The organism is Rhizobacter sp. J219 (genome assembly GCF_024700055.1).
In the GTDB taxonomy this organism is placed as follows: domain Bacteria; phylum Pseudomonadota; class Gammaproteobacteria; order Burkholderiales; family Burkholderiaceae_C; genus Rhizobacter.
Window position 1 is genome coordinate 3,720,785 of record NZ_JAJOND010000001.1, and the last position, 20,710, is coordinate 3,741,494.

A 20,710-nucleotide genomic window follows, 5' to 3' on the forward strand; every position below is an offset into this window, starting at 1 on the left:
ACCGTGCGCAGCGCGCAAGCCGCGCTGGCCCAGGCACGTGCCTTGCGCGACGTGGAAAACGCCAACCTGGGCCCCAACCTCGGTGCCTCGGCCAGTGCGCAACGCAGCAAGACCGGCGACGCCCCGTCAGGCAGCCGCTACCAGGCCAGCTTCGACGCCAGCTGGGAACCCGATGTGTTCGGTGGCAAACGCGCCGACGCCTCCGCCGCCGAGGCCGAGGCACAGGCCAGCCAGGCGAGCCTGGCCAACACCCAGGTCTCGGTCGCCGCCGAGGTGGCGGTCACCTATGTGCAGCTGCGCGGCCTGCAGACCCGGCTCGACATCGCCCGCCGCAACCTCGCCACCCAGCAGGAAACGCTGCAGATCACCGACTGGCGCGTGCAGGCCGGCCTCGACACCTCGCTCGCCCTCTCGCAGGCCCGCACCGCCACCGAGCAGACACGCGCCCAGATCCCGTCGCTCGAAACCAGCGTCGCCCAGACCGAGCACGCGCTGGCCGTGCTGACCGGCCAGCCACCGACCGCCCTGCGCGAGCCGCTGGCCCAGGCCGTCGCCGTGCCCATGCCCTCGGGCGAATTGGCCCTGAGCATCCCCGCGCAGACGCTGCGCCAGCGCCCCGACGTGCGCGTGGCCGAGCAGCAGGTCTCGGCCGCCCTGTCGCGGGTGTCGCAGGCCGATGCGGCGCGCTACCCGAGCTTCAACCTCAGCGGCTCGGTCGGCCTGTCGGCGCTCGCCCTGAGCGGGCTGACCGGCGGCGGCTCGGTGGTGAGTGCGCTGCTCGGCAGCGTGTCGGTGCCGCTCTTCGATGGCGGTGCCGCCAAGGCCCAGGTGCGCTCGCAAGAGGCCGCACTCGAGAACGCCCGCGTCAACTACCAGGCCGTGGTGCTCAACGCGCTGCAGGAAGTGGAAGACGCCCTCGTCGCGCTGCGCGGCAACCGCGAGCGCCTGCAACGTCTGCAAAGCGCGAGCGAATCGGCCGAGCAGGCGGCGCTGCTGGCCAGCCAACGCTACAGCAGCGGCCTGGTCGACTTCCAGGTCGTGCTGGAGACGCAGCGCTCGCTGCTCAGCACCCAGGACAGCCTGGCCAGCACCCAGGCGGAACTCAGCGCCGACCATGTGCGTCTCTATAAGGCGCTCGGCGGCGGCTGGCAACCCCAACAAGACAACGAAGGCAAGCCCTCATGAGCCGCAGCCCGCACGCCAATCCCGAGGAACTGCAAGCCTTGCTTGACCAGCCCCCGCCCCGCCCCTGGTGGCGCCAGCCGCGCACCTGGCTCATCGCAGCGGCCCTCATCGCCGTCGCCGGTGGCCTGGCGTGGTGGCAATCGAGCCGCGAAGCCAGTGCCGCCCCCACCTTCGCCACGCAGCCGGTGACGCGCGGCACCCTGCGCCTGCAGGTCACCGCCAACGGCACCCTGCAGCCCACCCGCTCGGTCAACATCGGCAGCGAACTCTCGGGCACCGTCGCCCGCGTGCTGGTCGACGTGAACGACCGCGTGAAAAAGGGCCAGGTGCTGGTCGAGACTCGACACCGCCAAGCTGTCCGACCAGATCCTGCGTTCGCGCGCCACTCTGGCTTCGGCCCGCGCCCGGGTCGCCCAAGCCAGCGCCACGCTGAAAGAAGCGCAGGGCAACCTCGCACGCCTGGAAGAAGTGGCGCGCCTGTCCGGCGGCAAGGTGCCCTCGAAGGCCGAAGCTCGACACCGGCCGTGCCACCCTCGAACGGGCCCAGGCTGACGAGGCCAGCGCACGTGCCACCGTCGCCGATGCGCAGGCCGCGCTCTCCACCGACGAGACCAACCTGCGCAAGGCCTCGATCCGTGCCCCGACCGACGGCGTGGTGCTCACCCGCAACGTCGACCCCGGCAACGCGGTGGCCGCCTCGCTGCAGGCCGTCACGCTCTTCACCATCGCCGAAGACCTGGCCCGGCTGCGCCTGCAGGTCAACGTCGACGAGGCCGATGTCGGCTCGGTGCAGGTCGGCCAGAAGGCCAACTTCAGCGTCAGCGCCTACCCCGGCCGCCGCTACCCCGCGACCATCACGCGCGTGGCCTATGGCTCCACCATCACCGAGAACGTCGTCACCTACGTCACCTACCTCGACGTCGACAACGCCGACCTCACGCTGCGCCCCGGCATGACGGCCACCGCCACCATCACCGCCACCGAGCGGCAGAACGTGCTGCTCGTGCCCAACACCGCGCTGCGCTTCACGCCGGCCCAACCCGGCCAGAAAGCGCAGGGCCAGGGCAGCGGCGGCAGCATCGTCGGCAGCCTGATGCCGCGCATGCCGCGCGGCACCAGCCAGCGCCGCGGCGGCAACGGATCCGAAGGCGCAGGCCCGGGCGCGGCCCAGAAGCAGCTCTGGGTGCTGAAGGACGGCAAGCCCACGCCGCTGCAGGTGACCACCGGCATCACCGACGGCCGCATGACCGAGGTCAGCGGCGAGGGGCTGCAGGAAGGCCTGCAGGTCATCACCGAACAACGCACGGCGGTGAAATGAGCGACGCACCGCTGATCCAGCTCAAGGGTGTCAAGCGCCTCTATGGTGAAGGCGAAGCCGCGCTGTGGGCGCTCAAGGGCGTCGACCTGACCATCCAGGCCGGCGAGTTCGTCGCGGTGATGGGCCCGAGCGGCTCGGGCAAGTCGACCGCGATGAACACCCTCGGCCTGCTCGACCGACCGACCGAAGGCGAGTACCTCTTCAAGGGCACGCACGTCGAGCACCTGAGCCGCGACCAGCGGGCGCTGCTGCGCCGCAAGTACCTCGGCTTCGTGTTCCAGGGCTTCCACCTGCTGCCGCGCACCAGCGCGATCGAGAACGTGGAGCTGCCGCTGCTCTACCGCGGCGTGCCCGCGCAGGAACGGCATGCGGCTGCGGCCCAGGCGCTCGCCTCGGTCGGCCTCACCGGCCGCGAGACGCACACACCGGGTGAACTCTCGGGCGGCCAGCAGCAGCGCGTGGCGATCGCGCGTGCGATCGTGACGAACCCGACCGTGCTGCTCGCCGACGAGCCCACCGGCAACCTCGACACCCAGCGCAGCCAGGAAATCATGGAGCTGCTGTGCCGCCTCAACACCGAGCGGGGCATCACCATCCTCATGGTCACCCACGAGCCCGACATGGCGGCCTATGCCAGGCGCATCGTGTGCTTCGTCGACGGCCGGGTGGAGAGCGACACGGTCAACGTCTCGCCCACACCCGTCAAGCCGCGCGTCGCCGAGGAGGCGCACTGATGCTGCTCAGCTCGCTGCTGCTTGCGCTGCGCTCGATCCGGCGCAACCTGCTGCGCTCCTTCCTCACCATCCTCGGCATCGTGATCGGCGTGAGCGCCGTCATCACCATGGTCACGCTCGGCAACGGCGCGACGCTCGCGGTTCAGAACCAGATCTCCAGCCTGGGCACCAACCTCCTGATGGTGCGCCCCGGGCAGCGCCTCGGCCCCGGCGGCGGCGGTGGCGCGCCCTCGTTCAAGGAAGCCGACGCGCAGATCGTCGCCACGCAGATCGGCGGCATCCGCGCCGTCGCGCCCGAGGCACGAACCAGCACCACGGTCGTCGCCAACGGCAAGAACTGGACGACCGGCATCACCGGCACTACCAACGACTGGTTCGACGTCAGCAACTGGACGCTCGCCAGCGGCCGCCGCTTCGCCGACGAAGAGCTGCAGGCCGGTGGCGCCGTCTGCCTGATCGGCCAGACCGTCAAGCGCGAGCTCTTCGGCAGCCGCGAGGCCCTCGGCGAGAGGGTGCGCATCAAGCAGTTCTCGTGCACCGTGATCGGCGAGCTGGCCTCCAAGGGCCAGGCCGCGATGGGCAACGACCAGGACGACGTGGTCGTGGTGCCGCTGCGCACGCTGCAGCGCCGCGTGACGGGCAACCAGCGCGTCAACACCCTGCTCGTCTCGATGCAGGACGGCGCCAACCCCGACAGCGTGAAAGCCAGCCTCAACACCCTGTTGCGCGAACGCCGCAAGCTCGCCGAGGCCGACGATGACAACTTCAACGTGCTCGACACCAAGCAGCTCGCCGACACGCTCTCGGGCACCACGCAGGTGATGACCACGCTGCTCGGCGCCGTGGCCGCGGTGAGCCTGCTGGTGGGCGGCATCGGCATCATGAACATCATGCTGGTCAGCGTGACCGAGCGCACCCGCGAGATCGGCCTGCGCCTGGCCATCGGCGCGCTGGAGCGCGAGGTGCTGGCGCAGTTCCTGATCGAAGCGGTGGTGCTGGCGGCGCTCGGCGGTCTGGTGGGTATTGCGCTGGCCACCGTCGCGTCCATCGTGCTGGCGCAGGTGATGGCCGTGCCCTATGTCTTCGACGCCGGCATCAACCTGCTCGCCTTCGTGTTCTCGGCCACCATCGGCGTGGTGTTCGGCTACGTGCCGGCACGGCGTGCGGCGCAGCTCGACCCGATCGACGCGCTGCGGCACGAGTGAGGGCCCCGGACGACAGGCCAACAAGCCGTCGTCCGACACGCCGCGCGCGGCGGCGCTCCTAGAGTGCCTCGCATGTCCGATGTCCGCACCGGCCAAGCGCCGCCACCCCTCGACCGAAGCGCCTTCGGCCGCCGCTTCCGCGCCCGCTTCATCGACCCGGCGTATCGCCGGGAAGACGAGGCGCTGGCGCGGCTCGAACAGATCGCGTGGGAGGCCTACGACGAGGGCCGCAAGGCGCCGCACACGCACAAGGCGGGGCCGGGTTTTGCGAATCCGGACTACGACCTGTCGGACGAATGGCGCGAGGCGAAAGGCAAGCTCGACGCGGCGCAAATGCGCTGGGCCGATGCGGCCACGCCCTCGCGCGTGCTCGTCGTCTGTGGCTCACCGCGCAACGACGGCACCTGCCCGGGCGAGATCTCCAAGACCTGGCGCATCAACCATTGGCTGCAGCAGGAGCTGGCCGCCCGCCAGATCGACGTCGACAAGCTCGACCTGAGCCTCATCACCTCCGACTACGACCGCCACATCCACCCCTGCAAGGGCTGCGTGTCGACCGCGATGCCGCTGTGCCACTGGCCCTGCAGCTGCTACCCCAACCACGCCACCGGCCAGACCAACGACTGGATGGCCGAGATCTACGAGCGCTGGGTGTCGGCCCACGCCGTGATCATCGCGACACCGGTGCACTGGTACCAGAGCCCGAGCGTGCTCAAGCTGATGATCGACCGGCTGGTCTGCGCCGACGGTGGCAACCCCGACCCGACCCTCACGCAGGGCAAGAAGGCGGCGCTCGCCAAGCAGATCGAAGCCGGGGGCTGGCACTACCCCCAGCACCTGGCCGGCCGCGCCTACGGCTTGGTGGTACACGGTGACGTGGCCGGCATCGAAGGCACGCGCCGCGCCCTCAGCGATTGGCTCGACTGGATGGGCTTCATCGACGCCAGCGCGCAAGCCCGGCTCGACCGCTACGTGGGCTACTACGAACCCTACTTCAACAGCCACGACGCGCTCCACCGCGACAGCGCCTTCGAGCAGGAGGTGCGCAACGTCGCCCGCGCCGTGGCGCATGCCGTGGGCGAGCTGCGCGCGGGCCGGCTCACGCCGCCTGCGCTTGAGCGTGCTCGGGCCAAGTGATCGTCAGGCGATCGTCACTCGACCTTCACACCCTTCCAGAACGCCACCCGACCCTTGATCTGCGCCGCCGCCTCGCTCGGCTCGGGGTAGTACCAGACCGCATCGGGGTTCATCTCGCCGTTGACGAACAGGCTGTAGTAGTGCGCTTGGCCCTTCCACGCACAACTCGTGCGGTGGTTGCTGAAGCTCACGTACTCGCGCTTCAGGCTGCTCTCGGGGAAGTAGTGGTTGCCTTCGACGACCACGGTGTCGTCGCTCTCGGCGATCGTCACGCCGTTCCAGGTGGCTTTCATGCGTTCTCCTTGTGACAGGCATCAAGCGTACTGCGTGGCCGCGCGCTGCAGCCGCTGCGAGATCAGGCCGGCCAGGGCTTTGTCGCCCGCCACCACCACCGAATCACCATGGCGCAGCACATCCATCACGAGTTCGGTCGGGTCGCTGTACGGCACGCGCAGCTCGTAGCGGCCATCGTCGAGCCAGCGGCCCTGCTGCTCGGGGTGCCACTCCTCCACCGCCACCCACTGCGCCGCATCGGCGTTGAAGACGAGCGTGGCCCACTTCACCTTGGCGCCGGCGCCGCTGTAGATGCCGTAGCCAGCGTCGAGACTCGGCTTCCAGTTCCTTCAGCGGCACCTGGCGGGCCTTGGTGTCCTGGAGCTTTGCCTCGCGGATGGCATCGAGCGCAAAGCGGCGCAGACCTTCGCTCGCGTGGCACCAGGCGTCGAGGTACCAGGTGTTGCGGTAGTTCACCAGGCGCTGCGGCGACACTTCGCGTTCGCTCTCGCTGCGGTCGCTGCGCTTGAAATAGCGCAGCCACACGCGCTTCTTCTGCACCAGCGCGCCCCCCAGCAGCTCGAAGTGGCGGCTCGGCGCACGGCGGCGGGCGGTCGAGATGAGCTTCACGCGCCGCATCAGCTGGCGCGACTCGCCCTCGTCGCCGCCCAGCATGCCCTGCAGCTTGTCGATCAGCGGCTGCAGGTGGCGCGACAGCACGCCGTCGTCGTCGAGCCCCGACATCAGCTGGTGCATCGTGAGCAGGGCGGTGATCTCCTTCTCGTTGAACCACATGCCGGGCAACTCGTGCCGCGCGTCCTGTTCGAAGCGGTAGCCGTTGTCGAAGCGGTCGTAGACGATGGGGGCGTCGAGCCGGTCGCGCAGGTACTGCAGGTCGCGCTTGAGCGTGGCCGGCGATACGTCGAGCTCCTCCTGCAGCGCCGCGAAGCTCACGCACCCGCGGGCGCGCAGCAGGCGCTCGATCTTGTAGAAACGTTCGGTCCGGTCCATGTGTTCTCGTATCTCAAGCCACAGGCTCACCAGATGAGCCACCGGCCGCGAGCATAGCCGCTGATGCACCCCCACCACAGCCTCCACTGGCTCATTTGATGAGCCACCCGGTCGCCACACTGGCTTCACCGCAACGGAGAACACCCATGACGACCGAACTGAAATCCCCCGCCAGGATCGAGCAGATCAGCTTCGAACTGCAGCACGCCACCACCACCCTCACCACGCACGAGCAGATCGGCTTCGAGCTGGGCTGGGACTACGCCCATCACGCCGTCACGCCGCCCGCGCCCTACGCGCAGGAGCCGTCGGCGCTGCGCAACGGCTGGCTCGCCGGCCAGGCCACCTTCGGCCGCCGCACGCTGGAGCCGACGCGCCATGTGCGCAAGTGGCTGCAGCTGCGCCTGAACGCCTGGCTGCGCGGCCGCAGTGTCGAGCTGGTGCAGGTGACACCGCACTACCTGCAGCAGATCGACGTGACGCACTGCCCCATCACCCGTGTCGCGCTCAGCAGCGCCACGCTGGAAGGCAGCGATGCGTCCATCGACCGCGTGCGCAGCGACGCCGGTTACGCCGCCGGCAACCTGGCCGTCATCAGCACCAAGGCCAACCACGCCAAGGCGGCGCACGGCTTCCGTGACGCCCAGCGTTTTGCCCGGCTGATCGAGGAAGGCCAGCTTGGCGGCATCGGCGGCCTCAACGCGGCGCAGTGGTCGCGGGTGGCCACGCTGTGCAGCTTCGTCGAGCCGCTGCCGCACGCCGAGGCCTGCGCGCTGCCGCTGCTGGTGCTGCCGCCCAACCGCCTGCGCCTCTTCAACCCGGCCCAGGCGCTGCAGGCCTTCATCAGCCAGCAGTTGCTGGTGCCCGGCTGGAGCCACCGCATCGCGCGCATCGAAGACCTGCTGCCCGGCAAGGCCGTGCGCCGGGCCTTCCAGACCTTCTTCCACGCCTTGCTGCCGCGGGTGCTCGAAGCGCGCGGTGCCGAGGGCGTTTCCGCCCGCTGGGCGATCGAAGACGCCTGGCGCAACCCGCTCGCGCTGCAGCGCTGGACGGCCTTTGCCAGCCTGCTGAGCCCCGAGCAGTGCGAAAACGTGGTCGCCCGCGCCAGTGCCCGCAAGCTCGGCACGACGCACGTGCAGCAGGTCGCCGACGAGGCCGCCACCGAGGGCTGGAACCTCGACAGCCGTGGCTACGTGCCGCACGCCGTGCTGCGCCAACGCTCGGCGCAGCCAGCCCGCCAGCTGTCATTGCTGCATTAAGAAGATGTGAAGACGCCCGACCTCGGCGCGCGGGAGCGCGCTGCAGGGTCCCGCACTCGGGTTTACCATCCCGCGTTCACGCCGCGCAGCGTCGGTCGCGCCACCCGCACCGACGCGCGTCCCTGTTCGAAACGCAGTACCCACACAGCCTGCATGTGCGCAGGCGCGGCATTGGCTTGGTCTCCTTGCTGACACCCGGTTGTCAGCAGGGCCGTGTCAGCATCGCGCCTCGCCCCGTGCCGGCGACGCCTTGCCTCGACACCATCATGACCCTGCGCCCCAAGACCGTCCTGCTGCCCGCCCTGGCCCTCTTGCTCGTCGCCCTCTACGGGTTGGGCGTGCGCGCCGCCGATGAACCCAAGAAAGACGCCAAGGACCCCAAGGCCACCGCGGCCCCGGCGAAGGCGGCTCTCACCGTGACGGTGACCCAGGCGCAGACCGCCAAGCTGCCGATGAAGATCAGCGCCAACGGCAACATCGCCCCCTGGCAGGAGGCGAGCGTGGGCACCGAGGCCAACGGCCTGCGGCTGGCCGAAGTGCGTGCCAACGTGGGCGACGTGGTGAAGAAGGGCCAGGTGCTGGCCGTCTTCGCGTCCGACACGGTGCAGGCCGACGTGGCCCAGTCGAAGGCCGCCGTCGCCGAGGCCGAGGCGATGCTCGGCGAGGCGGCCGCCAATGCGCAGCGCGCCCGCGAGCTGGGCCCGGCCGGTGCGCTCTCGGGCCAGCAGATCAACAACTACCTGACGGCCGAGCGCACCGCCCAGGCGCGCCTCGAAGCGACACGCGCCGCGCTCAAGGTGCAGCAGCTGCGCCTGGCGCAGACCCAGGTGGTCGCACCCGACAGCGGCGTCATCTCGTCGCGCAGCGCCACCGTCGGCGCGGTGCTGCCGGCCGGGCAGGAGCTGTTCCGCCTGATCCGCCAGGGTCGCCTTGAGTGGCGTGCCGAGGTGCCGTCGGCCGACCTCGCCCGTCTGAAGCCGGGCATGGCGGCGAGCGTGGTGGCGACCAACACCGCGGCGCCCGTCACCGGCAAGGTGCGCATGGTCGCGCCGACCGTCGATGCGCAGACGCGCAACGGCATCGTCTACGTCGACCTCAACGCCACGCCCGAGGTGAAGGCCGGCATGTACGCGCGCGGCGAGTTCGACATCGGCCAAAGCGAGGCGCTCACGCTGCCGCAAAGCGCGGTGGTGCTGCGCGACGGTTTCAACTACGTGCTCAAGGTCGGGCCCGACAGCAAGGTGACGCAGGCCAAGGTCGGCGTGGGCCGGCGCGTCGGCGAGCGCATCGAGATCACGAGCGGCCTGGATGCGCAGACCAAGGTGGTCGCCTCGGGCGGCGGCTTCCTCGCCGAGGGCGACGTGGTGCGGGTGGTCGAGGCCACACCGCCCGCCACCGCCCCCGGCACGGCCGTCAAGCCCGTCGCGGCGAAGAAGTGACGCCCCAGCAAGCGCCGCAACACGAAGGCTGACCCATGATCAACGTCTCGTCCTGGTCGATCCGCAACCCGACGCCGGCCATCCTCCTCTTCATCATGCTGACCCTGGCAGGCCTGCTCGGGTTCAAGGCGATGAAGATCCAGAACTTCCCCGACATCGACCTGCCGATGGTCACGGTGACGGCCTCCCTGCCCGGCGCCTCGCCGGCGCAGATGGAGACCGAGGTCGCGCGCAAGATCGAGAACTCGCTCGCCACCGTGCAGGGCCTGAAGCACATCTACACCACGCTGCAGGACGGCACCGCGATCCTCACCGCCGAATTCCGGCTGGAAAAGCCCACGCAGGAGGCGCTCGACGACGTGCGCGATGCGGTTTCGCGGGTGCGCTCCGACCTGCCCTCCGACCTGCGCGACCCGGTGATCCAGAAGGTCAACCTCGCCGGCACGCCGATCCTCACCTACACCGTCGCCAGCACCCGCATGGACGACGAGGCGCTCTCGTGGTTCATCGACAACCAGGTCAGCAAGACCATGCTGGCCGTCAGCGGCGTGGGCGCCGTCACGCGCGTGGGCGGTGTCTCGCGCGAGGTGCGCGTCGAGCTCGACCCGGCACGCATGCTGGCGCTCAACATCACCGCGGCCGATGTCTCGCGCCAGCTGCGCCAGATCCAGCAGGAAGCCTCGGGCGGCCGCGCCGACCTGGGCGGCGCCGAACAGTCGGTGCGCACGCTCGCCACCGTGCAGACGGCGCAGGAGCTGGGCGCGATGGAGGTGACGCTCTCCGACGGCCGCCACGTGCGCCTGGACGCCATCGCGAAGGTGAGCGACACGGTGGCCGAGCGGCGCCAGGCGGCGCTGCTCAACGGCAAGCCGGTGGTCAGCTTCGAGATCGTGCGCTCGCGCGGCGCGAGCGAGATCGATGTCACCGAAGGCGTGCGCGCCGCGCTTGAGAAGCTCAAGGCCGAGCACCCCGACATCACCATCACCGAGGCCTTCAACTTCGTCGACCCGGTGATCGAGAACTACGACGGCTCGATGAAGCTGCTGTACGAGGGCGCGCTGCTCGCGGTGCTGGTGGTGTGGCTTTTCTTGCGCGACCTGCGCGCCACCTTCGTGTCGGCGGTGGCCCTGCCGCTGTCGGCGATCCCGACCTTCGCGGTGATGCACGCGATGGGCTTCACCGTCAACGTGGTCACGCTGCTCAGCCTGTCGCTGGTGGTCGGCATCCTGGTCGACGACGCCATCGTCGAGATCGAGAACATCACCCGCCACCTGCGCATGGGCAAGACGCCCTTCCAGGCGGCGATGGAGGCGGCCGACGAGATCGGCCTGGCGGTGATCGCCACCACCTTCACGCTGATCGCGGTGTTCCTGCCGACGGCCTTCATGGGCGGCATCCCCGGCAAGTTCTTCGTGCAGTTCGGCTGGACGGCGGCGATCGCGGTGTTCTTCTCGCTCGTCGTCGCGCGCATGCTCACCCCGATGATGGCGGCCTACATCCTCAAGAAGCCGAAGCATGAGGAGAAGGAAGCCCGGTGGCTGACGATCTACATGAAGTGGGCCGCGTGGTGCCTGCGCCACCGCCTGTGGACGATGGTCGGCACGACGGTGTTCCTCGTCGGCTCGATCATGCTGGTGCCGCTCCTGCCCACCGGCTTCATCCCGCCGGATGACCTCTCGCAGACGCAGGTGACCGTGACGCTGCCGCCTGGCAGCACCTTCAAGGACACCTACGCGCTGGCCGAACAGGCACGCGAGATCGTGCAGCAGAACCCGCAGATCAAGATGGTCTACACCGCGATCGGCGGCGGCAGCGCCGGTGCCGACCCGTTCGCCCCGCAGGGCGCGGCCGAGGTGCGCAAGGCGGTGCTGACGATCAACATGACCCATCGCAACGACCGCAAGGGCATCAGCAAGCAGGACATCGAAAGCCAGCTGCGCACCGCGCTCGAAGTGCTGCCCGGTGCGCGCGTCAAGGTGGGCCTGGGCGCCTCCAGCGAGAAATACGTGCTGGTGCTGGCCGGCGAAGACGGCCGCGTGCTGGCCCAGCATGCGGCGCTGGTGGAGCGCGAGCTGCGCACCATCCCCGGCATCGGCGCGGTCACCTCGACCGCGAGCCTGGTGCGGCCCGAGCTGGTGGTGCGGCCCGACTTCGCCCGCGCGGCCGACCTCGGCGTCACCTCGGCGGCGATCGCCGACACGCTGCGCATCGCGACCGCCGGCGACTACGACCAGGGTCTCGCGAAGATGAACCTCTCCGAGCGCCAGGTGCCAGTGGTGGTGAAGCTGTCGGACGCCGGCCGGCAGGACATCGAAGTGCTCTCGCGACTGCCCGTGCCGGGCGCCCGCGGCCCGGTGCCGCTGTCCAACGTGGCCACGATCGAGATCTCGAGCGGCCCCGCCGAGATCGCGCGCTTCGACCGCCGCCGCAACGTCAACTTCGAGATCGAGCTGAACCAGCAGCCGCTCGGCCAGGTGCAGGAGCAGGCGCTCAACCTGCCGAGCCTGAAGAACCTGCCGTCCGGCGTGACACAGACCGAGGTGGGCGACGCCGAGGCGATGGGCGAGCTGGTGTCGGGCTTCCTGCTCGCCATGGCCACCGGCGTGCTGTGCATCTACATCGTGCTGGTGCTGCTGTTCAAGGACTTCGTGCAGCCGGCCACCATCCTGGTGGCGCTGGTGCTGTCGATCCCGGGGGCCTTCCTCGCGCTCTTCCTCACCAACACCGCGCTGTCGATGCCCTCGATGATCGGCCTCATCATGCTGATGGGCATCGCGACGAAGAACTCGATCCTGCTGATCGACTACGTGATCCTCGCGCGACGCGAGCACGGCCTGAACCGCTGGGACGCCATCCTCGACGCCTGCCACAAGCGCGCGCGCCCCATCGTCATGACGACGATCGCGATGGGCGCCGGCATGATGCCCATCGCCATCGGCCTGGGCGTGGACCCGAGCTTCCGTTCACCGATGGCCATCGTGGTGATCGGCGGCTTGATCACCTCGACCTTCCTGAGCCTGCTGGTGATCCCGGTGGTGTTCACCTTCGTCGACGACGTGGAGCAGTGGGTGTCGAAGCACACCAAGCGTCACCATCACCACGATCATCACGCGGACCCGCTGCCGCTGGCCCGGCCGGTGGCCGACGAAGGGAAGTGACGAGGCTCAGCGCCGCAACGGCGGAATGCCGTCGCCACGAGACGTGATCTCGGGCGGCGGCAGCTCGCCCCGCTCCAGCCGGTCCTCGAATTCGCCGAGGCTCGCCGCCACCGAGTTGGCGTTTTGCTCCAGCGCCAGACGCAGGGCGCCTTCCAGGTGGGTCAGGCGCGAGAGCAGCTCCTCGTGGCCCCGGTTCGCCGAGGCCACCGAGCGCTGCAGTTCCGCCCCCACATAGCTGCGCAGCTCGACGAAGCGCGAGGCCTCGGCCTTGTCGGCGAGCTCGCGCTGCGCCTGCAGCTCGCGGTTGAGGCGGCGAGCCTCCATCAGCGTCGAGGCCTGCAGCGAGATGGCCCACATCGTGAAGAGCAGCGTGATCACCACCGCCAGCCCCAGCATGATCAGGCCGAGCGGGGCCTGCACGTCGGTGACGAGCAGCGACAGGGTGGTGGGGGTGGTGAACGCGGTCCAGTTCAGCAGCGCGAACAGGCCGATCAGGGCCACGACGGCAAACAGGGCAAGGGCGCGAAGCATGGGGGTCTCCTTCAGCAAAGCTGAGGCACAGCCTAGGCGGGGCCCCGCGGCGGGGCTGTAGGACGGGCGCGGATCCGCGTGCGGGACCGCTCCGGCAACCCGGCGGCCACCGTGCCGGCCGCAGGGGCCACCCGGCGCTCAGGCCGGGATCGTCCCGCTGCGCGCGAGCGTGCGCAAGCCCTCGTGCCGCTCCTTCGCCGCCTGGCAGGCCGGCCCGGTGAACTCGGCCGCCAGCGCATCGAGGAACACCCGCGTGCGCGCCGGCATCAGCCGACGGCCCGGAAACACCGCCCAGGCCTGCACGCTCGGCGGGTACCAGTCGACCAGCAGCGGGACCAGCTCGCCGCTTTTCACGTGCACCTCGGCAAAGTGGTCCGACACCATCGCGATGCCGACGCCGGCCAGCGCCATGCGGATCAGGAAGCTCCGGTGAATTGGCCCGCGCCCGCGCCGGCGCGATGCCCTCCCAGCGCTGGCCCTCGCGCTCCAGCACCCAGGGCTGGGGCTCGCCCTGGCGCGACAGGATCTGCAGCGTGTCGTGCTCCATCAGCGCCTCGGGCTCCGAAGGCGTGCCGCGCCGCGCCAGGTAGGCCGGCGAGGCGTACAGCCCCTGCGACAGGTCGGCCAGCAGGCGGGCGGCCAGTGTCGCGTCGTCGGCCAGCTCGCCCATGCGGATGGCGAGGTCGAAGTTCTCGCCGATCAGGTCGACCCGGCGCGGCGACAGGTCCACCTCCAGCGAGATCGCCGGGTAGCGCGCCACGAAGGCCGACATCACATGGCTCAGCACCCCGGTCGCCATGTCGCCCGGCATCGACACCCGCAGGCGGCCGCTGGGCTCGACCTGCCGGTGCTGGGCCAGCGCGGCCGCCGCATCGGACTCGTCGGCCACCTGGCGGGCGTGGGCCAGCAGGCTGTGGCCGAGATCGGTGAGGTTGAGTTTGCGAGTTGTGCGCTGAAGCAGGCGCTCACCCAGTTGCGTCTCCAAAGCCGCTACGCGGCGCGAGACCGTCGACTTCGGCAGGCCCAGGCGCTCGCCCGCCCGGCTGAAGCTGCCCTCTTCCACCACGCGCGCAAAGAGCAGCAGGTCGTTGGGCTCGATCGTGTTCATGGCGTCCTCATCGTTGCTTTGGCGGAACAATGTTATCCAGATTGACGTCTTCTGGTTTGTTTTCGGGATAACTACATTGGCTTCACCGACAAACGTTTTCCCAAAGGAGCCACCATGAACGTCCTGCAGATCAACTCCAGCGCCCGCACCACCGGCTCGCACTCGACCCGCTTGGCCGGTGACATCGTGGCCCGGCTGGCCGGCGCCCAGGTGACCGTGCGCGACCTCGGCAAGCAGCCCCTGCCCGCGCTCGACGAGGCCACGCTCGGCGCCCTGTTCACCCCCGCCGCCCAGCGCACTCCCGCCCAGGCGGCCCGCGTGGCGCAGGACGACGCGCTGATCGCCGAAGTGCAGGCCGCCGACGTGCTGGTGCTGGGCGTGCCGATGTACAACTTCGGCGTGCCGGCCGCGCTCAAGAACTGGATCGACGCCATCGCCCGTGCCGGCGTCACCTTCAAGTACACCGACAAGGGCGCCGTCGGCCTGCTCACCGGCAAGAAGGTCTACGTGGCACTCGCCCGCGGCGGCATCTACCGCGACACACCGGCCGACAGCCAGGTGCCGTACCTGAAGGCGGTGCTGGGCTTCCTCGGCATGACCGACGTCGAGTTCGTCTACGCCGAAGGCCTGGCGATGGGCCCCGAGGCCGAGCAGAAGGCGCTGGCATCGGCCGCAGCGCAGATCGAGGCGCTGTTCGGCGAGACGGTCGGCGCCTGATCGCCGCCGGCGCTCAAGGCCCGTACCACAGGCCTTGGGCGTCGGCCCTCAGCCGCTCGCGCTCCGCGTCGTCGAGCGGCACCCAGCGCCGGTAGCTCGTCACCGCGCGCGCCATGAAGTCGAGCCAGTTCACATGCGTGCGCAGCACGCGCTGCTGCCGGTGCTCGATCAGCGGGTTGAAGAGCCCGTGGCGCGAGAAGAGCTGCCGCGGGTTCTTCTTCACCCACAACCACGAACCCATCTCCAGCGTCAGTGGCAGGAACACATGGCCCGGCCGCTGAAGCGAGCGCAGGTAGAGGTGGTCCCACAGGTCGCCGTGCGCGAGGTACTGGCGGCTTTGCGGCTCCAGCACGTAGCGGTGGTGGGTGAGCGCCTGGTCGAGGATGTGCTGCAGGGCCAGCAGCTCCGGCAGGTGCTCGATGGGCGCCGGCGTGTGGGCATGCGGGAACCAGATGCGGTCGCGCAGCCCGAAACCCGAATGGCAATCGACCGCCAGGCTGAAAGGCCGGCCGAGCAGCTCGTCTTCGACCACGCGACACAGCGCCTCGCTTTCGGCTTCCATGGCCGCACCGGCCTCGCCGCGGTACCAGGGGAGCGATGCACTGCGGCGCTGGCCGCCGATGAGAAACGGCACCCGCCCGACCGCCTCGACCGGCGCGTTGCGCATCAGATCGACGCCGCGGGCGTTGGCCCGCGTGCCGAGCGCCATGCCGGCCGGGTTGACGAGCGGCATGAACACCATGCGCAGCGACTCGAGCTGGCGGTGCAGCACGCCGTCCCAGGGCAGACGCATCACCAGGCTGCGCAGGAAGGCGAGCGCCACCTCGGCGCCGATGCGCTCCAGCCCGTGCACGCCACCGAAGATGCCGATCGCCGGCACGTCGGGCCCCGGGTTGCCGAGGGTGATCACCTGCACCGGCAGGCGCGTCTCACCGCACCTCACCTCGCACACCACCCGCTGCTGCAGGTGCGCGCCCCCTGCCTCCACGAGGCCTTGCAGTTCGGCCAGGGCGGGCAGCAGGACGGGGTTCACGAAAGGCGATGGCGGCAGGGTGGGGGCAAGTGCCCAGCCTACCCGTGCGATATGACAGTTGATCCGGTCGGCAGGGCCTGGTCTGACACGGCGCTGTCACAGGCGCCCGCTACGGTGCGCCACCATGACCCGCCACAAGCCCTTCCTGCTGGTGTCCGCCCCTGCGCTCGGCTGCGCGATGCTGTGGGGCCTGGTCGAGTGCTTCGCGCTGTGGCGTTCGCGTTTCAGCGCACGTCGTACGCCGCACCACGGCTGAGCCCAAGCCCCTCGGCCTTCCCTCTCAGAGCTCGCGCACGCCGTCGCACAGCGGCCGGTGCACGCAGGCGAACAAGCGCCGCCCGCTGCGCTCCGCCTCTTCCATCGCCCCGCCGCACAGCGGGCAGGGCTGCGCCTTCGGCCGCCAGGCCGAGGGCGGCAGCGTGGTGTCGAGAAACGGCGCGCCGGGTCGTGCGACCAGCGGTTGCGTCTTCTCGTCGCGGGTGTTGAGCAGCTCGCGCAGCACCTTGCCGTCGATCAGCTGCACCTTGTGGCCGTCAGCGAGCTGGCGTGCTTCGTCGGTGAAGGTCCCCGAACTGACGACAAAGCCGCCGGCCGCGCCCTGCGAATGCAGCAGCGCCAGCAGCTCGCGCACCGGTGCCGGGCCGACCGCCAGCGTGCGCCAGGGTTTGCAATCGACGAGAAACCGGTCGTGGCCGCGGGTGAGCACCATGTCGACCGGGCGGCCGCCCCCGCCGCCGGTCTCGCTGACCGCATAGCCGCGGTGGCGAAAACCCTCCGCCACCTGGCGCTCGAACTCGGCCCAGCCAATGCCCTCCAGCAGCTCGGTGTCGGGCAGGGCCGATGCCGGAGGCACCTCGCCGACCCGCTCGAAGAGCCGCTTCATCCCGTCGGCCAGCCGACCCAGGACGCCCCGCAGTTGCGCCGATGCCATCGCCTTGAGGGAAATACCCTCGGTAGTTGCAGCCCGCAGGCTACCCGAGCAAATGCATGTCCACAATGTGGTCACGCCCGGGCCCTCGCGCCCTTTGCACGTGCTGAAATGCCCTGATGCGCCACGCTTTGCCCATCCGCGCACGCCTGAGCCTGCTGGTGTTGGCGACGGCCTTGCCGCTGTTGGCGCTGATTGCCTACAACGGCATCACGCAGGCCCAGCAAGACGCCGAGCGCGCCGCCGTCGAGGCCCTGCGCGCGGCCCGCGGCGCGGCACTCGAGACCGAGAACATCATCTCCAACGCCGAGCGACTGCTCGCGCTGCTGGCCAAGCGCCCCGGTGTCTCTTCGCTCGACCCGCAACAGTGCGACCCGCTCTTCAAGAGCTTTCGCGGCCTGTTCCCGACCTACACCAACCTCATCTCGGTCAAGCGCAACGGCGACCGCGTCTGCAGCGCGATCGAGCCGCCGCCCGGCACGCCGATGCGCGTGAGCGGCGGCCTGGCGCTGGAGGAGACGCTGCAGACCAACCGCTTCACCGTCGGCCCGCTCAGCCGCGGCGTCTTCACCAACCGCTGGATCCTGCTGGTCTCCTACCCGCTGCCCATGCAAGAGGTCGACGGCCGCCAGGAAAGCCCCGGCGTGATCGCCATGTCGCTCGACCTGACGACGCTGCGCCTGGCCCCCGGGCCGGGTGAGCTGCCTTCGCGGGCGCTCGCCCGCATCGTCGACGGCAAGGGCGCGGTGATCGGCAGCAGCCTGAAGCCCGAGGAGTGGATCGGCCGCAGCCTCGCACACCTGCGCTGGTTCCGCGAGCTGGAGCCCGGCCAGGCCCGCACCGGCGAGTCACCCGACTTCGAAGGCGTGAACCGCATCTTCGGCGTGGTGCCGGTGCGTGGCACGACCTGGCATGCGGCGGTGGGCATCCCGGTCGACGCGGTGTACGGGCCGGTGCGCGAACGCACGCTCGTGAGCGCCGCGCTCGCCCTGCTGGCGGTCAGCCTGGCCGCGGGGCTCGCCTTCCTGATCGCCCGCCGCACCAGCGGGCCGGTGGAGGCAATGGCCGCGGCCGCCCGCCGCGCCAGCGTCTCGCCCGACCCCGACGCACTGGCGCAGCTCAACCTGACCGGCGCCCCACGCGAAGTCGGTGCGCTCGCCGACGACTTCGCGAGCATGCTGCGCGCCCGCGCCGAAGCCGAGCGGGCGCTGCGCGACAGCGAGGAAAACCTCGCCACCACGCTGCACTCGATCGGCGACGCGGTGATCGTCACCGACACCCGGGGCTGCATCACCCGCATGAACGCCACCGCCGAGCGCCTGACCGGCTGGCCGGTCGCCGAAGCGCTGGGCAGGCCGCTGCTCGACGTGTTTCGCATCGTCAACGCCGACTCCCGCACGCCGGCGCAAGACCCGGTGCAGCAGGTGCTCGCCAGCGGCGAGGTGGTGGGCCTGGCCAACCACACCGCACTGGTGTCGCGCTCCGGCCACGAGTACCAGATCGCCGACAGCGCGGCGCCCATCCGCGATGCGCAGGGCCGCGTGACGGGCGTGGTGCTGGTGTTCAGCGACGTGACCGAGGCCTACCGCGTGCAGCAGGCGCTGCGCTCACGCGAGGAACAGCTGTCCGCCACCGGCGAGCTGGCGCGCGTGGCCGGCTGGGAACTCGACATCCAGACAGGCCAGACCACCACGTCCAACGAAATGTGCCTGCTGCTCGACGTGCCGCCGGGCTCGCATTTCTCGATGACCGAAGGCTGGCGCTTCTGCGCCCCCGGCGTGCGCGAGCAGCTGGAGCCGCTGGTCGCCGCCGCCGTCACCGACGGCACGCCGTGGGACGTCGAGATCCCGATGGTCACCGCCCACGACCGGCCGATCTGGGTGCGCTCGCGCGGCCGGGTGGTGATGAAGGACGGCAAGCCGTCGCGCGTCCTCGGCGTGGTGCAAGACATCACCGACCTGCGCGAATCGCAGGACAAGCTGCGCGAGAGCGAGAGCCTGCTCAAGATGGCCAGCCGTCTGGTGCGCATGGGTGCCTGGATCGCCACCTTGAACGACCGGCGGCTGGTGTGGTCCGACGAAGCGGCGATCATCCACGAGATGCCGCCGGGCTACTCGCCGCGGCTCGACGACGCCGGCGAGTTCTACGCCCCCGAGTACCGCGAGCTGGTGCGCCAGGCCTTCAGCGCCTGTGCACGCCGCGGTGTGGCCTACGACCTGGAGATGCAGATCCTCACCAAGAGTGGCCGGCGCATCTGGGTGCGCACGCTCGGCAACGCGGTGCGCAACCACGAAGGCGTGATCTCGCGGGTGCATGGCGCCTTCATCGACATCACGGAAGAGCGTGCCGCCCGCGAGGAACTGCAGACGCACCGCCACCACCTGGAGAAGCTGGTCAGCGAGCGCACCACCGACCTGGTCGCCGCGCGCAACGCCGCCGAGGCCGCGAGCCGCGCCAAGAGCGCCTTCCTCGCCAACATGAGCCACGAGATCCGCACGCCGATGAACGCCATCATCGGGCTCACCCATCTGCTGCAGGAAGAGCTGCGCGACCGGCCGCAGGCCCTGACCCAGCTCAGCAAGGTGAGCGCCGCGGCGCATCACCTGCTGGGCGTGATCAACGACATCCTCGACCTGTCGAAGATCGAGGCCGACCGGCTCGAACTCGAAGAGCGCGAGTTCGTGCTCGCCGAGGTGGTCGACAACGCCCTGGGCATGCTGCGCGAGCGTGCGCTGGCCAAAGGCCTGAGCCTGGCCACCGAGATCGCCCCCGGCATGCCGCAACGGCTGCTGGGCGACCCACTGCGGCTGGAGCAGATCCTGCTCAACTTCCTCAGCAACGCCATCAAGTTCAGCGAGCACGGCCGCATCCTGCTGCGTGCGCGCGTGGCGCAGTCGGCGGAGAACGTGGTCATGCTGCACATCGAGGTGCAGGACCACGGCATCGGCATCACGCCCGAACAGCAGGCGCGGCTCTTTCAGTCGTTCTCGCAGGCCGACGACTCCACCTCGCGCAGGTACGGCGGCACCGGCCTCGGCCTCGTGATCGCCAAGCGCCTGGCCTCGCTGATGGGCGGCAACGTGGGGGTGCGCAGCTCGCCCGGCGTGGGAAGCACCTTCTGGATGACGGCGCGCCTGCGCGTGGCGGCGGCCCTGCCCGAGCATGCCGACGGCGCCCATCCGCGCCCCGAAGAAGAGATCGCCACCCGACACGCTGGCGCGCGGGTGCTGCTGGTCGACGACGAGCCGGTGAACCAGGAGGTCACGCTCGCGCTACTCACCCGCCTGAAGCTCACCGTCGACGTCGTGGGCAACGGCGCCGAAGCGGTGGAGCGGGTGCAGGCGCACGACTACGCGCTGGTGCTGATGGACGTGCAGATGCCGGTGATGGACGGCCTCGACGCGTCGCGCGCCATCCGTCAGCTGCCCGACCGGCAGCTGCTGCCCATCCTTGCGATGACCGCCAACGCCTACGCCGAAGACCGGGAGGTCTGCCTGGCCGCCGGCATGAACGACCACATCTCCAAGCCGGTGGCCCCGAGCCGTCTCTACGCCTGCGTGCTGCACTGGCTCGACGGCACTTCGGTCACGACCTGAAGGCCGCCGCGGGTGTCAAGCCGCGCGATCCCGCGCGCCGGCCAACAAAGTCACACGAATCACGAGCGGATGGCGAAC

At 70.1% G+C, this 20,710-nt stretch carries 15 protein-coding genes and 3 pseudogenes; 11 read left to right on the plus strand and 7 right to left on the minus strand.

The features are described from left to right. The first annotated feature begins 3 nt into the window (after positions 1 to 3). The 5 genes and pseudogenes from LRS03_RS17580 (at position 4) to LRS03_RS17600 (ending at position 5,579) form a co-directional block, all read left to right on the plus strand. A complete protein-coding gene (locus LRS03_RS17580; RefSeq protein WP_257827095.1) occupies positions 4 to 1,185 on the plus strand; it encodes an efflux transporter outer membrane subunit in 1,182 nt (393 codons plus the stop codon). Further along, positions 1,182 to 2,503: pseudogene (locus LRS03_RS17585) on the plus strand (efflux RND transporter periplasmic adaptor subunit). Before LRS03_RS17580 ends, LRS03_RS17585 begins: the two are co-directional and overlap by 4 nt. After that, positions 2,500 to 3,237, plus strand: coding sequence for an ABC transporter ATP-binding protein (locus LRS03_RS17590; protein ID WP_257827096.1), 738 nt, complete (start codon positions 2,500 to 2,502; stop codon positions 3,235 to 3,237). The pseudogene LRS03_RS17585 and the gene LRS03_RS17590 overlap by 4 nt, the downstream one beginning before the upstream one ends. Continuing rightward, on the plus strand, positions 3,237 to 4,442 hold the full coding sequence (locus tag LRS03_RS17595) for an ABC transporter permease (protein ID WP_257827097.1): 1,206 nt from the start codon (positions 3,237 to 3,239) through the stop codon (positions 4,440 to 4,442). The genes LRS03_RS17590 and LRS03_RS17595 overlap by 1 nt, the downstream gene beginning before the upstream one ends. 72 nt (positions 4,443 to 4,514) lie before the next feature. Next, positions 4,515 to 5,579, plus strand: a complete 1,065-nt coding sequence (locus LRS03_RS17600; RefSeq protein ID WP_257827098.1) for a flavodoxin family protein — start codon at positions 4,515 to 4,517, stop codon at positions 5,577 to 5,579. 14 nt (positions 5,580 to 5,593) lie between these two features. On the opposite strand, the gene LRS03_RS17605 is transcribed toward LRS03_RS17600, so the two are convergent. The 3 genes and pseudogenes from LRS03_RS17605 to LRS03_RS17615 form a co-directional block, all read right to left on the minus strand. Then, entirely contained in the window at positions 5,594 to 5,872 is a 279-nt protein-coding gene (locus LRS03_RS17605; protein WP_257827099.1) for a DUF427 domain-containing protein, read from the minus strand. A 21-nt stretch (positions 5,873 to 5,893) separates the two neighbouring features. Then, the gene (locus tag LRS03_RS17610; protein WP_308296438.1) at positions 5,894 to 6,142 is read right to left on the minus strand and encodes a WYL domain-containing protein; all 249 of its coding nucleotides are present in this window, start codon (positions 6,140 to 6,142) and stop codon (positions 5,894 to 5,896) included. A 154-nt stretch (positions 6,143 to 6,296) separates the two neighbouring features. Continuing rightward, positions 6,297 to 6,863: pseudogene (locus LRS03_RS17615) on the minus strand (helix-turn-helix transcriptional regulator); the annotation flags it as partial. Between the two features lie 146 nt (positions 6,864 to 7,009). On the opposite strand from LRS03_RS17615, the gene LRS03_RS17620 reads away from it, so the two are divergent. The 3 genes from LRS03_RS17620 (at position 7,010) to LRS03_RS17630 (ending at position 12,719) form a co-directional block, all read left to right on the plus strand. After that, positions 7,010 to 8,122, plus strand: a complete 1,113-nt coding sequence (locus LRS03_RS17620) for a hypothetical protein (protein WP_257827101.1) — start codon at positions 7,010 to 7,012, stop codon at positions 8,120 to 8,122. A 266-nt stretch (positions 8,123 to 8,388) separates the two neighbouring features. Further along, a complete protein-coding gene (locus LRS03_RS17625) occupies positions 8,389 to 9,561 on the plus strand; it encodes an efflux RND transporter periplasmic adaptor subunit (protein ID WP_257827102.1) in 1,173 nt (390 codons plus the stop codon). 35 nt (positions 9,562 to 9,596) lie between these two features. Beyond that, entirely contained in the window at positions 9,597 to 12,719 is a 3,123-nt protein-coding gene (locus LRS03_RS17630; RefSeq protein WP_257827103.1) for an efflux RND transporter permease subunit, read from the plus strand. 6 nt (positions 12,720 to 12,725) lie between these two features. On the opposite strand, the gene LRS03_RS17635 is transcribed toward LRS03_RS17630, so the two are convergent. Both LRS03_RS17635 and LRS03_RS27080 read right to left on the minus strand, forming a co-directional pair. Then, on the minus strand, positions 12,726 to 13,250 hold the full coding sequence (locus LRS03_RS17635; protein WP_257827104.1) for a LapA family protein: 525 nt from the start codon (positions 13,248 to 13,250) through the stop codon (positions 12,726 to 12,728). Positions 13,251 to 13,388: 138 nt separating this feature from the next. Continuing rightward, a pseudogene (locus tag LRS03_RS27080) lies at positions 13,389 to 14,358 on the minus strand (LysR family transcriptional regulator). A 114-nt stretch (positions 14,359 to 14,472) separates the two neighbouring features. Between LRS03_RS27080 and LRS03_RS17645 the strand changes: the two are divergent. Then, complete coding sequence (locus LRS03_RS17645) at positions 14,473 to 15,075, plus strand: FMN-dependent NADH-azoreductase (RefSeq protein WP_257827105.1); 603 nt, start codon at positions 14,473 to 14,475, stop codon at positions 15,073 to 15,075. A gap of 13 nt (positions 15,076 to 15,088) precedes the next feature. On the opposite strand, the gene LRS03_RS17650 is transcribed toward LRS03_RS17645, so the two are convergent. Continuing rightward, entirely contained in the window at positions 15,089 to 16,108 is a 1,020-nt protein-coding gene (locus LRS03_RS17650) for a M14 family zinc carboxypeptidase (protein ID WP_257827106.1), read from the minus strand. A gap of 124 nt (positions 16,109 to 16,232) precedes the next feature. On the opposite strand from LRS03_RS17650, the gene LRS03_RS17655 reads away from it, so the two are divergent. After that, entirely contained in the window at positions 16,233 to 16,364 is a 132-nt protein-coding gene (locus LRS03_RS17655; RefSeq protein ID WP_257827107.1) for a hypothetical protein, read from the plus strand. A gap of 24 nt (positions 16,365 to 16,388) precedes the next feature. Here LRS03_RS17655 and LRS03_RS17660 read toward each other — a convergent pair whose 3' ends face one another. Further along, entirely contained in the window at positions 16,389 to 17,039 is a 651-nt protein-coding gene (locus LRS03_RS17660; protein ID WP_257827108.1) for a restriction endonuclease, read from the minus strand. A 116-nt stretch (positions 17,040 to 17,155) separates the two neighbouring features. Between LRS03_RS17660 and LRS03_RS17665 the strand changes: the two genes are divergently transcribed. Beyond that, positions 17,156 to 20,632: an ATP-binding protein gene (locus LRS03_RS17665; protein ID WP_257827109.1), complete on the plus strand. Its 3,477-nt coding sequence runs from the start codon at positions 17,156 to 17,158 to the stop codon at positions 20,630 to 20,632. Positions 20,633 to 20,710: the final 78 nt, after the last annotated feature.